Here is a 12,826-nt window from a genome sequence, read left to right on the forward strand (position 1 = left end):
CGTCGACATATCTGCCGCGCACGATTCCATCTCTTCACCCGCGGCGAGTACACGCGAATCTTGATGAAGGATGAAGGAGAAGCACCAGGCCTCCTGTACACACCACCTCTGGCGCTCTTTGCCGCGCGGCCATTCGCAGGCGTACTCACCTACACAGGTGACGCGGAACAAAACCCCCTTGGGCATGTTCCAGCAGTCCCTGCCGCAGGCATCCCCAATCCAACGCCCCGCCCCTCGCAGGCACCCTCGCAGGCACGGCTTCCGGGCGACTCGGCGACGCGCTAACGTCACGTCAGCACTTGCGAGGGTGCGCCGCCGGGCCGTGGGAGGACGCCTTGTCTCTGCTCGCTCAGTTCGCCGCCGCCGTCGCGGACGGCACGGTCGAGGTCGTCGATCTGACCGCGCCGCTCTCCGAGACCACGCCGATCCTGCGGCTGCCGGAGCCGTTCGGGAACACCGTGCCGTTCTCGCTGCGCGAGATCAGCCGCTACGACGAGCGCGGACCGGCGTGGTACTGGAACGACATCAGCACCGGAGAGCACACCGGCACCCACTTCGACGCGCCGGTCCACTGGATCACCGGGCGCGACGGGCAGGACGTGTCGCAGGTCCTGCCGAGCCGGCTGGTGGCACCCGCGGTGGTGCTCGACGCGACGGAGCAGGTGGCCGCAAACCCCGACTTCCTGCTGGAGGTCGAGGACGTGCAGCAGTGGACGAAGGCCAACGGCCCGCTGCCGGACGGCGGCTGGCTGCTGTACCGCACCGGATGGGACGCGCGGGCGGGCGACCAAGCGGACTTCCTCAACGCGGACGAGACCGGGCCGCACACCCCGGGCATCTCCCCCGAGTGCGCGAAGTGGCTGGCCGAGCAGACCCCGCTGCTCGGGCTCGGGGTGGAGACGGTGGGCACGGACGCGGGGGCGGCGCACGGCTTCGACCCGCCGTTCCCCTGCCACTCTTTCTTCCTCGGCGCGGGCAAATACGGGCTCACCCAGCTGCGCAACCTCGACCGGCTGCCGGTGCGCGGGGCGGTGCTGATCGCCGCGCCGCTGCCTATCGTGGGCGGATCGGGCAGCCCGGCCCGGGTTCTGGCGCTGGTCGAACATTGATCGTCGCCGAGGCGGTGGGCCGGGCGCTGTTCCGCGCCGGGGCCGAAACCGTGTTCGGGCTGGTCGGCAGCGGGAACTTCCACGTCACCAACGCCCTGATCGGCGCGGGGGCGCGGTTCGTGCCCGCCCGCCACGAGGGCGGAGCCGCGACGATGGCCGACGCCCATGCCCGGGCGGGCGGCGGGCTCGGCGTGCTGTCAGTGCATCAGGGTCCTGGCCTGACCAACGCCATGACCGGCCTCGCGGAGGCGGCGAAGAGCCGGACACCGCTGCTGGTGCTCGCGGCCGAGGCGACCTCGCTCCTGTCGAACTTCTGGATCGACTCGGCCGCGCTCGCCGGCGCGGTCGGGATCGTCCCCATGCGCATCCAGGCCCCCGGCACGGCGGTCGCGGACGCCCTCGGCGCCTGCACGACGGCGATCCGCGAGCGCCGGACGGTGCTGCTCAGTCTGCCGCTCGACGTTCAGGCGGCGCAGTACACGGGCCCCGCCGAGGCCGAGACGCGGTTCCCGCACCATGAACCAGCACCATGCGAACCGTCCGAACTAGCCGTCTCGGACCTGGTCGCAGCGCTCGAAGCCGCCCGGCGTCCGGTCTTCATCGCCGGGCGCGGCGCACGGCTCCGCGGGGCCCGCGAACCGCTGCGCAGCCTCGCGCAACGCTGCGGCGCACTGCTCGCCACCTCGGCGGCCGCTCGCGGGCTGTTCATCGACGATCCCTGCGATCTCGACGTCAGCGGCGGGTTCGCGACCCCGCTCGCGGCCGGGCTGATCCGCGGCGCGGACCTGATCGTCGGCTGGGGCTGCGCGCTGAACATGTGGACCTTGAGACACGGATCGCTCGTCGGCGAGGGCGCCGTTGTGGTGCAGGTCGACTCGGATCCTGTCTCGCTCGGGGCCCACCAGCCGATCAACCTCGGTGTGCACGGCGACGTTTCCCTCACGGCACGCGCCGCCCTCGCTCGCCTGGGGGACCGCAGCGACGGCGGCTATCGCTCACCCGAACTCGCCGTGCGCCTGAAACACGAGGGCCGTTGGCGCGACGTCCCGTACCGGGAGGACCGCGAGCCGTCGCGCATCGATCCCAGAACCCTGTCGATCGCCCTTAACGAGTTGATTCCGCGCGAGCGTACGATCGCGATCGACTCGGGCAACTTCATGGGCTACCCCGCGATGTACCTGGACGTGCCCGACGTGGAAGGCATGGTCTTCACCCAAGCGTTCCAGTCGGTGGGCCTCGGCCTGGCCACGGCCATCGGCGCCACCGTCGCCCGGCCGGACCGGCTGACCGTCGCAGCTCTCGGGGACGGTGGCGCGCTGATGGGCATCGCCGAGTTGGAGACCGCGGTGCGCCTCGGCCTGGGCCTCCTGATCGTCGTCTACAACGACGCGGCCTACGGCGCGGAAGTCCATCATTTCGGCCCGCACGGCCACCCGCTGGGCACCGTCAGATTCCCGGACACCGATCTCGCCGCGATCGGCCGCGGCTTCGGCTGCGACGCCGTCACCGTACGCGCCCCCGAGGAGCTGACCGCCGTCACCACATGGCTGGACGGGCCCCGCGACCACCCCATGCTTGTCGACGCGAAGATCACGACCGGTTCACCGTCATGGTGGCTCGAAGAGGCCTTCCGCGGACACTGAAACCCTCACGTGCCAAGCAGGACGCAGACGACCGAGAGCACCCGGTTCACCCGGTTCGCATGCTTCTGCCTGGTGTGACCATGCATGCCCGGCATCAGCGCGCTGACAGCTGCTTGATCGCTGAGGATATAAGGGTACAGATGCGGCTGCATGATCCCATCCGCTCCGGAGCTGCTGCTGCCAGGGACACGGCCGAGCGGCGATCCCAGGTGCTCGGCGGCTGTGGCGGTCGCGCTCACACCGATGAGCCGAACTGGTGCGCTACCGGCGTGATCGCCCGTCACCCGCCCCAGGAGGTGCGTCGCACGCGCGAGCTCCTTGCTTCCCAGTTGAACGTTCGATGAGAGACTCCGCCGGAGCAAGTCAGTAGTCGTATAGTGTCGTCACGAGAGAGGGAACGGCAATCAAGTCGCCCGCGATTTTTGCGCTAGAGCGTGAGTGCGACTGGGCCGGCTCTGTCCATCGTGGACGTGCTTTCCAGCCTTCCACGGCCCAGTCCCACACCGTCCTTCGTTCGCGAGCCAAGGAGTCCCGGCATGAATCCGACCCCTGAAGCAGTGGCCAGCAGCTTCGACACCCAGGCGGCGAAGGTGTACGGCCTCTTCACGCGGCCGGCCAGTCGGGCCAAAGTCAGTGCGGGCGACCGCGCTCTCATCGAGCGTGCCGAGCGCGGGCGGTTCGAGCTCGGTGGGACGGAAGTCGTCACGTACCGTTGGGGCGACGGCCACCGCCCGGTCGTGCTCGTGCACGGGTGGGCATCGTGTGCCGCGAGGCTCGCCGGCCTCGCCACCGCGCTCCACGAACAGGGTCACAGCGTCCTCGCATTCGACCTGCCCGGGCACGGCGAGTCGGGCGGCGAGCTCAGCTCCATCGTGGAGTGCCGCGACATCATCCGCAAGCTCCAGGCACAATACGGGGCGTTCAGCGCGCTCGTCGGCCATTCCTTCGGCTCGCTCTGCTCCTTCTTCGCGGTGCGGGAGGGAGTCAAGGCCGACGCGCTCGTAGGCATCTCCGGCGTAAGCCGCTTCGACCACCTGATCAGCGAAATGCGCAACATGCTCGGGCTGAGCCCGGAGATGGAGGCCGAGCTGCGCCGCCGTCTGGAAAACGACCTGTTCGCCGGGGAATCAAACATCTGGGTGCGCTTCGCCTCGCCGTACGCGCCGGAGCAGATCGGCGTGCAGCGGATCCTCCTCGTCCACGACGAGGGCGACGAGACTACGCACGTGTCCCAGGCGCGGGAGACCGCTGAGGCATACGGGGACCGAGCCGAACTGGTCGTCACCCAAGGCCTCGGGCACAACCGCATCATCGGCGCGCAGGAGACGGTCACCCGGATCGTGGCCTTCCTTGAGAGCACGAACGGCCCGGCCGCGACGGTCTGACCCGATCGCACGGTTGGACTGCCCGGACGGATTCCCAAGCGTATCTGTATGCTGCGCCACTGTCGCAGTGCTCGCGGCGCGCAGCTCCTTCGCCCTGCCGCCGCGGCCCATGAGGAACTGCGCCATCTTTACGGGGGACTCATCATGATCGTGCACGCCGACGGCCGCCGAGTGCCGCGCGCCGCGTTCGACCGCTCTTGCCAGGCCGCCGCGCAGGAGCTGCGCAGGCGCGGAATCACCTCCGACGACCGGGTCCTGCTGACCGGCGCCAACAGCGAGGACTTCATCGTCGTCCTGTTCGCACTGATGGAATGCGGGGTGTCCATCGCGCTCGTCGACAGCAGGCTCTCCGCGGCCGAGCAGGGGCTCAGGGCCGCCGAATCAGGCGCCTGCTGGATACTGGCGGACGAGCCGGGGCCCGATGACGCCGCGCCGGGCACAGTGCGGCTGCTCCTGTCCGAGATCGTCGCCGCCGCGGGTTCGGGGAGTTCGGGCGAAAGGGCCGAACCGGCGTCGCACGCGCGGTGGTTCGCGCGTGACGACGCGCTGATCGTGTGGAGCTCCGGCAGTACAGGGGCACCCAAGGGGATCGTGCGTTCCGGCAGTTCGTTGTCGAGCAACATAGCGCGGACCGCGGCCAGGATGGCCTACCGCCACGACGACGTGCTGCTGCCGCTGCTGCCGTTCACCCATCAGTACGGGCTGTCGATGCTGCTGCTCTGGCAGCTGACCGGTGCCACGCTCGTATTGGAGTCGAGCAGCCACCGCATCGACGTCGCGTTGGACGGCATCCACGACCACGGGGTCACCGTCGTCGACGCCGTACCTGCGACCTATCACTCGCTGCTCAACGTCATGGAGAGGAGCCGCAGGCCCGTCAGCCTGCTCGCTTCGGTCCGGATGTGGTGCGTCGGCGGGGAGCCCCTGCGCCGCGAACTGGGCGAGCGCTTCCGGCGCGTCGTCGGCAGGCCACTGCTTGACGGGTACGGAAGCAGCGAAGCCGGGAACATCGCGCTCGCGGTGCCGCCCGACCCGGCGGGCTGCGGGCTACCGCTTGACGGCATCACCGTCCGGGTCGTCGACGAGGCGGGCCGGACCCTGCCGCCGGGAGAGGTCGGCGAGATCATCGTCCGGACCCCCGACTACATGACGGGGCTGCTCGAACCAGGCGGGGCCGTGCGTCCCGTCACCGACGCGGAATACCGGACCAACGACATCGGGCGCATCGACGTCGCGGGAAACCTCACGGTCTTGGGCAGGCGGGCGGCCGTGCACCGCCTCGGACACACCCTCTACCCGGACGCGATCGCGGACCGCGCGGCGGCCTGCGGAGCCCCGGTGCGGGTGATTCCGGTCGAGAGCGACCACGACAACCGCGCCCATCTCGTCTTCTTCGTCTCGGACGACGAGCAGCGCTCCAGCGCGTTCTGGCGGCAGGAGATCCAGAAGTGCGTCGTGGAGCACGAATGGCCGAACCGGGTCGTCGTGCTTTCCGAGTTTCCGCTCAATGGCACGGGCAAGGTCGACGGCCAGGCATTGAAGCGGCAGGCAGAATCCGCTGTTCATCGGGAAACAGAGAATAAGGTAGCGCGATGATTCAGGACCTTGCCAAAGCAGATCCGGGAGTCGCAGTTCCGGACGGCTACCGAATTCCCTTCGCAGAACGCATAGAGGCCCTGGGGAACGTGGCGGACCTATTGCGCACGCGTCGCCAGGAGGTTATGGAAGCCCTTTTCGAAACCTGCAACTACCGCACCGCCCACGGTGAGATCGATGCCTCCATCGCAGCCCTGGAAGGTGCCCGCGCGGAGGTGGAGCGGCACCGGCCGCCACGGATCGGCGAGATATCCGTGCTCATGCCGTCGAACATCCCGCTCTACAGCTACATCCTGTACCTGCTGATTCCGAGCCTGTACACCGAGCGCGTGACGTTCCGGCCCTCCGGGCGGATCAGCGATCAGACCGGGCAGCTGCACAAACTCCTCGGCGCCGCGCACGACCTGCCCATCGCGCAGGAGCCGAGCAGCCAGCGGGACTTCCTGAGCGGCCCGGGCGCGCGATCCGAGGTGCTGGTCTTCACCGGAACGTACGAAAACGCCGAGAAGATCCGCGGCCGGCTGCGCAAGGACCAGCTCTTCCTCTACTTCGGCCAGGGCGTCAACCCGTTCATCGTCGGACCGGACGCGGACATCGGAAAGGCCGTGGACGGAGCGCTGCGCGCCCGCATGATCAACTCGGGGCAGGACTGTTTCGGCCCCGACGTGATCTTCGTCCACGGCTCCGTCAGCTCCCAGTTCGTCAACCTGCTGTGCCGCCGGGTCAGCTCCCTCAAACACGGCGGCAACGACGACAAGACGGCCGACTACGGCTCCATGCACTACCTGGACGCCTTCGAGTCGGCCATCAGATACCTCGCCCGCAACCGGGCACTCATCGCGGCCGGCGGCCACGCCGACTTCGTGGAGGGACATCTGAGCCCGACCATCGTGGTCCAGCCCGTCGACACCGAGTTCCTGCCGGACGAACTCTTCGCGCCGATCTTCAACGTGGTGCCTTACACCAGCCAGACCTGGCTCAAGTCGATGGTCACGCACCATTTCTTCGAGGAGCGCGCGATGGCCGCCACCGTATACGGCGGTGACGACGAGCTCGTAGAACTGCTGGGGCGCCGTCACATGGTGAGCGTCAATGAAACGCTGCTCGATATCGAGGACGGTAACGAGCCTTTCGGCGGAATGGGTATCCGGGCCAACTACGCGGCCGTCAGAGGCGTCAGGACTGCTGAGCCGCTGCTGATATCCAAGGCTGTCGCCGATCACGGTCACTTCGCGCCGAGCGGTCGTGCGCGGTGACCGGGCAGAACGCACCAGGTGCCGCGGAAGCACTGGATACGGTCGGCGCTCAGCAGGCGGACAACGCGGTGAAGGGCTGTTGGAGGGCGGTGGCCGCGCTGCTCGAACTCGACGGTGTGCGGACAGCCTTCGGACTGCCTGCCGACGACCTGGACCTGCTGGAGGCCCTCGACAGCACGGGCATACGCCTCGTCCTGTGCAGGGACCAGCGCAACGCCCTGTTCATGGCCACCGGCTACGCGCTCCAGTCAGGCGCGGTCGGAATCGCCTTCACCGGCAAGGGACCCGCCGTCACCAACACCCTGACAGGGCTGCTGGAGGCCAAGTACTCCTGCGCCCCGGTGGTACTGCTGTCCGCGGGCACTGCGGTGGAACGGCGGGGCACCGCGGCCTTCCAGGAACTGGACCAGCTCTCGGTGATCGGCCCGCTGGTGAAGTGGGCGGCCCGCGTCGACGACCCGGGCCGCCTTGCGCCCATGCTGCGGCGGGCGTTGATGGTGGCCCGGGAAGGCGTTCCCGGGCCGGTCTACTTGGAACTGCCCGACCATCTGCTCACGGCCCGCATCCCGCTGCCCGCCGAGTCTGCGGCCGCAGCACACGGCGACGGGCCCGCCGACCAGCTCGTACGGCCCGTGAGCGTGCGGCTCGACGAGGAATCGGCCGCCCTGCGCACCTTGCGGGGCGCCGAGCGGCCGGTCGTCCTCATCGGCGGCGGCATGCGCCACCACAACGGGCCGCGGATTCTGGAGGGTCTGGCCGAACGGTTGGGCGCCGCCGTGTTCAGCACCGCGAGCGGTCGCGGCGCCTTCGACGAGACCCACCCGCAATTCTGCGGGCTGGCCGGACTGTACCTGCCGGAGGCCTCGCAAAAGCTGTGGGCGCGGACCGACTGCGTGCTCACTTTGGGCAGTCGGCTTGAGGAGACGGCCACGTACGGCTGGCCCTCCGGCATCGGCCGCGAGGTGCCCGTCGTGCAGGTCAACCTCGACGCCTCGGAGTTCCACAGCGACTACGCCGGGCCCAAGGTCCTTGCGGACGCGGCCGCCCTGCTCCCCGAGCTGCTCGCGGACGCAGCAGGCCGACCGACCGACGAGTCGTCCTGGGTCCACGAGGTGCGAGCCGTCCACGAGGCGCTCCACAACAGTCACCGCGCGGAGTTGGACCGGTTCGCCGCCGAGGAAGAACTTCACATCGCGGAGGTGCTCGCCGCCCTCGCCGAAGTACTGCCCGACGACTTGATCCTGGTACAGGAGAACGGCCTACAGGACATGTGGTCGTATCGGTACCCGGTGCACGCGGGTTCTCCCCGTAGCGGCTCGATCGTGCCGTCCGAGCAGACCAGCCTGGGCTTCGGCGCCGCCGCCGCGGCCGGAGTCAAGGCGGCGGCCCCGCACCGGCCGGTGGTCGCATTCGTCGGTGACGGCGCGTTCAACATCTTCGCCGCCGACCTGCCCACGCTCGTGGAGCAGCAGCTCGGAGTGCTTTACGTCGTCCTACGCAACGGCGGGTACGGCTGGCTACAGAGTCAGCTCGACCAGCGCGAGAACCCGCTGCCCGAGTTCCGGTTCGTACACTCCGGGGCCGTACGCCAGCAGGCGCCCGAGCTGCCGGGGCTGCACCAGCTGACCCTCGGCGAAAAGGCCACCGTGCGCTCCGATGTCGAGCGCGCCTGGAAGATCTGCCAGTTCGGTGGGCCCGTGGTCCTCAACGTGCCGGTGCGGATGGCGGATTCGCTGTTCGGCGCCGCGCCGGCCGGGGGCGATTTCCCACTTCTCCCGGCACCCGGTATCTCGGAAGGAAAGGCCTGATGGCGCAACCGCCAGCGCAGCCGGATCGACGCCGGGTCGTGATCACCGGCTGGGGCATGGTCACCCCGCTCGGCCTGGACGTGGCGACCACGTGGGATGGCCTCCAGTCCGGCCGCAGCGGAGTCGGCCCCATCACCCAGGTGGAGGCGGACGACCTGCCGGTGAAGATCGCGGGCGAGATCAAGGGCTTCGATCCGGGCGCGTACCTGCCCTATAAAGTAGTCCGCAGGACCGACCGCTACGCCCGTTACGCGCTCGTCGCCGCACAGGAGGCGCAGGCACACGCCAAGCTCGTCATCGACGAGGGCAACGCGCACCGGGTCGGCATCCTCATCGGCAGCGGGTACGGTGCTATGAGCTCGATCTACGACCACGCCCGCGCCTTGGACGCCAAGGGACCGCGCGCGGTGTCGCCGCTCGCCGGCGTCACCGGCGCCATCGACAGCGCACCGGGCGAGATCAGCATCGCCGTCGGCGCGACCGGCCCCTCCAGAGCCACCAGCAGCGCCTGCGCGTCCGGGACCGACGCCATCGGTGAGGCCGCCCGGTGGATCCGCTGCGGCGTCAGCGACGTCGTCATCACCGGCGGCGCCGAGGACATCATCACCCGGCTGGACATCGCGAGCGGCGGCACTTCCAAGGCCCTGACTTCCCGGGGCGGCGACCCCGCCCAAGCCTCGCGCCCGTTCGACGCGGACCGCGGCGGCTTCGTGATGGCCGCGGGCGCGGGCATCCTCGTCCTGGAATCCGAGGAGCACGCACTCGCTCGCGGCGCACACATCCTGGCGGAGGTCCTCGGCTATGCGGCGAGCTCCGACGCGTACCACATGACGACCCCGCACCCGGAAGGCACAGGGATGCGCCGTGCCATGGCCGAGGCCCTGCGCGACGCCAGGATCGGCCCGGACGACGTCGACTACGTTAACGCGCACGGCACCGGCACCACGTTGAACGACCCGACGGAACTCGCCGCTCTGCGCGCCGTGCTGGGCGAACGTGCCGAGCAGATCCCCATCAGCTCGACCAAGTCCATGACCGGCCACATGATCGGCGCCGCGGGCGCTGTAGAGGCCATCATCGGCAGCCTGGTGATCAACCACGGGGTGGTACCGCCGACGATCAACTGCCACGCCCCGATCGATCCCTTGGTCAACTTCGTGGCGCATACGGCGCAGCGCCATCCCGTCGCCACGGTGATGAGCAACTCCTTCGGGTTCGGCGGCCACAACGCGGCGCTCGTGCTGCGTCGCTGGACGCTGATCCCCGTCCCCAGCGAGAAGAAGACGGAGAGCCGTTAATCGTGGACATGACATCCGACGTGATCGACCAGCGGCGGCTCTACCAGCTCTATCAGAAGACGCCGACCGTCGCGGAGTACGCCGAGCTGACGCAGATGGAGGAGGCCTGGATCCTGCCCATCGCCGAGGAGTACGAGCGAACGGCGCCCGCTTTCGGCTCCACCAGCGACATCATGAAGGGGATGCGGGAGCACCTCGCCCAGGCGGTCAAGAAGTCCAATGAGCATTATCTGCACCTGGCGCTTGAGGCGACCCGCGAGCAGTTCGAGTATGTGGTGCGGGAATTCGCGGTCGACGGGCTCACCGAGTCGCTCTCCCTGCTCGCGTCGGTGCCCAAACTGCCGTACCGCTCCGGCATGGCCGTCTTCCGCATCCTGATCGACGAACTGGGCTGCGGCAACGAGTCGATGTCCCACGCCCAGCTCTACCGCGACCTGCTCATCGAGCTCGGCATGCCGATCGACGTCGAAAGCTACCTCGACAGCAGCCAGGACAGCTTCGCCTACGTGAACTACCTTCACTGGCTGGCCAACCGGGCGCAGCCCTCCGAGTACTTCCTCGGCGGCTACGCGTACTTCGAGACCAGCGTCCCGTACGGGTTCCGCAGCTTCGCCCACGCGGCCGAGCGGCTCGGCGTGAAGAACCACGCGTACTACACCGAGCACATGTACATCGACTCCTACCACAGCAGGTCGATGCGTGCCGCGATCCGCGAGAAGGAGCTTGAGACAGGCATCGACCTCGCCAAGGTGTGGGCGGGCGTCCAGATGACCGGTGCCATCGTCTCGACCGCCACCGAGCAGGCGATCATCAGGTCCCGGAAGCTTGCCGGATGACCGCCGGGCAGGAGCGCCAGGCTCAGGTCCGCCGACTCGACGGCGACGTGATCGCCGTCGAACTGGCCGACCGCACGGTACTGATAAGCGGCATCTGCCCACACCGAAAAGGCCTGCTGCGCTACGGCACGGTCGACGTGGAGAAGCAGCGGATCACCTGCCCGCTGCACCACTCCGCCTTCAGCCTTGAGACAGGAGAGCGAGTGGCCGGACCCGCCTGTGAACCGCTGCGCGTCTACGACGAACTGCCCCAACAGCGCGGCTCGCACGAAGAAAGCGAGGCGCCCGAAGGCCTACAGCACGAAGGGAGGTCATCATGACCACCCGCTGCGGCCTGCGCAAAGACAAGTCCGCTCCAATCACCGGAGTCATCACGGAAAGCCCCATCACCTTCCACGTGCCCCGCGTCGCACAGAAGCAGGGATCGCAGGTGCCCCCCACCGGCTTCGGCCAACTCTCCCCCGTAAAGCGGACCACCAAGCACCTGCCCAATCCCACACCCGTCATCGCACCGAACGTCACAAACAACAAACACCCGGCAACGCCCAAAGCCCGGACCCAAAATCACACCGATCACCCCGACGAAGTACCCCCCACGATCGCTTCCCCTCCCGCCAACACACTCGGCGGAAACCAACTGGAGACCTCGCACCGAGACGCAGCGACCGCATCCAACACGTCCGCGATTTCCCCCCAATCCGTAACCGCCGCAAAGCCACTGCGTACACTCGCACGATCCGCCGCATACGGGCAGTCCGAAATCAAGCAGCTCGCGACCGACAAGACTAAGAAAGCCGAGGAGGCCAAGTCGTCAGATCAGGCCGCGCACTCCCCGTTGTGCTGGGCCACCAAGGACTTCGAGCCGACCGCCAAGCCCCGCGTGACGCTGCCGTCGGACCGATTTCCCGCGACCACCAAGGAAATCTGCACGTCAACGGCGGCGCGCACACGGCCGGAGAGCGTGGCGTGAGTGTCCGCTGACCCGGAGACGGAAGCCGCTGCGCTCCCCCCTGTGGAGATGACGCGCGAGCGCATCACAGAGTTCACGGAAGCGATCGGCGCCGCCTCGCCGGCCCACCACAGCCCGTCGGCGGCGGCCCGCACCCTCGGCCATCCGGATCCGGACGTCATCGCCCCGCCCGCCTTCGCCACCCTCCCGCCCAGCCAGACGCAAGAGTCGGTCCCCCAGGGGAATCCACTCGGGTGCGACCCGTCGGCGATTCACCTGTCCGAGGATTTTCAGCGCTCCCGGCCGATCACCGCCGGTGACGTGCCGGTGGCCCGCGCCCACATCGCGCATGCCCGCGAGGCCACGGACGGAGGCCTGTTGACACCGGAGGTGTTGTGGTGAGCACAGACCAGGCCGGTGAGATTGTGACGGCAGCGACCAGCCAGCCCCTGTCCACCCGGCGCGCGCCGACCGAGCCACCCCCAAACACCGTAGACGTCCCGGACACCCCTGCCTCCATCGGCGACGCAGGTGCCATAGACGCAGCGAACGCTACAGACACTACGGACACTGCGAAAACGTCAGCCGCGATTTCCTTGCCCTTGGCGCTGGCGGAGTTCATCAGCAGGGACGACTTCTCCTGTCTGGGCGCCAAAGCGGCCCTACGCCGAAAGACAGTCCTGCACCGGCATTTCGGGGAACTGGGCAGCGAGGAGGCGGTACTGGCGCACCTTGAGGGACTCGCCGAGTTCCTGGCAAAATTCGAGCCGAGTGCGCAGAGCTTCACGTCGTACGTGGCCACCTACGACGAACTCCCCGACCCCTCGGAACAGTTCTTCGAGAACGCCATCTGGCGCCATCTGCAAGCGATGCACGACCAGGACAGCCGCAACCACGCCTGGAGCGATCAGTACGACGCGGACCCGGCCTCGAAACGCTTCGGGTT

At 68.5% G+C, this 12,826-nt stretch carries 14 protein-coding genes; 12 read left to right on the forward strand and 2 right to left on the reverse strand.

Translation table 11 applies throughout. The annotated features are described in order from the left end of the window. A partial coding sequence (locus VGS97_RS26340) for a hypothetical protein (RefSeq protein WP_326856353.1) occupies positions 1–186 on the reverse strand: 186 nt, incomplete at its 3' end. Positions 187–335: 149 nt separating this feature from the next. On the opposite strand from VGS97_RS26340, the gene VGS97_RS26345 reads away from it, so the two are divergent. Next, positions 336–1,109, forward strand: coding sequence for a cyclase family protein (locus VGS97_RS26345; RefSeq protein ID WP_326856354.1), 774 nt, complete (start codon positions 336–338; stop codon positions 1,107–1,109). Then, positions 1,106–2,752 carry a thiamine pyrophosphate-binding protein gene (locus VGS97_RS26350; protein ID WP_326856355.1) on the forward strand — a complete coding sequence of 549 codons (1,647 nt, stop codon included), beginning with the start codon at positions 1,106–1,108 and terminating at the stop codon, positions 2,750–2,752. Before VGS97_RS26345 ends, VGS97_RS26350 begins: the two co-directional genes overlap by 4 nt. A gap of 5 nt (positions 2,753–2,757) precedes the next feature. On the opposite strand, the gene VGS97_RS26355 is transcribed toward VGS97_RS26350, so the two are convergent. Next, positions 2,758–2,991 (reverse strand): hypothetical protein, encoded by a 234-nt coding sequence (locus VGS97_RS26355; RefSeq protein WP_326856356.1) that lies wholly within the window; start codon positions 2,989–2,991, stop codon positions 2,758–2,760. A 297-nt stretch (positions 2,992–3,288) separates the two neighbouring features. On the opposite strand from VGS97_RS26355, the gene VGS97_RS26360 reads away from it, so the two are divergent. The 10 genes from VGS97_RS26360 to VGS97_RS26405 form a co-directional block, all read left to right on the forward strand. Beyond that, positions 3,289–4,137 carry an alpha/beta hydrolase gene (locus tag VGS97_RS26360; protein ID WP_326856357.1) on the forward strand — a complete coding sequence of 283 codons (849 nt, stop codon included), beginning with the start codon at positions 3,289–3,291 and terminating at the stop codon, positions 4,135–4,137. Positions 4,138–4,281: 144 nt separating this feature from the next. Further along, positions 4,282–5,733, forward strand: coding sequence for a class I adenylate-forming enzyme family protein (locus VGS97_RS26365; protein ID WP_326856358.1), 1,452 nt, complete (start codon positions 4,282–4,284; stop codon positions 5,731–5,733). Between the two features lie 125 nt (positions 5,734–5,858). After that, positions 5,859–6,989, forward strand: coding sequence for an aldehyde dehydrogenase family protein (locus tag VGS97_RS26370; protein WP_326856359.1), 1,131 nt, complete (start codon positions 5,859–5,861; stop codon positions 6,987–6,989). Continuing rightward, positions 6,986–8,797 carry a thiamine pyrophosphate-binding protein gene (locus VGS97_RS26375; protein WP_326856360.1) on the forward strand — a complete coding sequence of 604 codons (1,812 nt, stop codon included), beginning with the start codon at positions 6,986–6,988 and terminating at the stop codon, positions 8,795–8,797. The genes VGS97_RS26370 and VGS97_RS26375 overlap by 4 nt, the downstream gene beginning before the upstream one ends. Then, positions 8,797–10,095, forward strand: a complete 1,299-nt coding sequence (gene fabF / locus VGS97_RS26380; protein ID WP_326856361.1) for a beta-ketoacyl-ACP synthase II — start codon at positions 8,797–8,799, stop codon at positions 10,093–10,095. Before VGS97_RS26375 ends, fabF begins: the two co-directional genes overlap by 1 nt. An 8-nt stretch (positions 10,096–10,103) precedes the next feature. Beyond that, a complete protein-coding gene (locus VGS97_RS26385; protein ID WP_326856366.1) occupies positions 10,104–10,931 on the forward strand; it encodes an iron-containing redox enzyme family protein in 828 nt (275 codons plus the stop codon). Then, positions 10,928–11,251 (forward strand): Rieske (2Fe-2S) protein, encoded by a 324-nt coding sequence (locus VGS97_RS26390; RefSeq protein ID WP_326856362.1) that lies wholly within the window; start codon positions 10,928–10,930, stop codon positions 11,249–11,251. The genes VGS97_RS26385 and VGS97_RS26390 overlap by 4 nt, the downstream gene beginning before the upstream one ends. After that, positions 11,248–11,901: a hypothetical protein gene (locus tag VGS97_RS26395; protein WP_326856363.1), complete on the forward strand. Its 654-nt coding sequence runs from the start codon at positions 11,248–11,250 to the stop codon at positions 11,899–11,901. Before VGS97_RS26390 ends, VGS97_RS26395 begins: the two co-directional genes overlap by 4 nt. A 48-nt stretch (positions 11,902–11,949) precedes the next feature. Next, the gene (locus VGS97_RS26400; protein ID WP_326856364.1) at positions 11,950–12,282 is read left to right on the forward strand and encodes an FAS1-like dehydratase domain-containing protein; all 333 of its coding nucleotides are present in this window, start codon (positions 11,950–11,952) and stop codon (positions 12,280–12,282) included. Between the two features lie 200 nt (positions 12,283–12,482). Next, on the forward strand, positions 12,483–12,826 hold a 344-nt coding region (locus tag VGS97_RS26405), incomplete at its 3' end, for a YqcI/YcgG family protein (RefSeq protein ID WP_326856365.1).

The organism is Actinocrinis sp., from assembly GCF_035946395.1.
In the GTDB taxonomy this organism is placed as follows: domain Bacteria; phylum Actinomycetota; class Actinomycetes; order Streptomycetales; family Catenulisporaceae; genus Actinocrinis.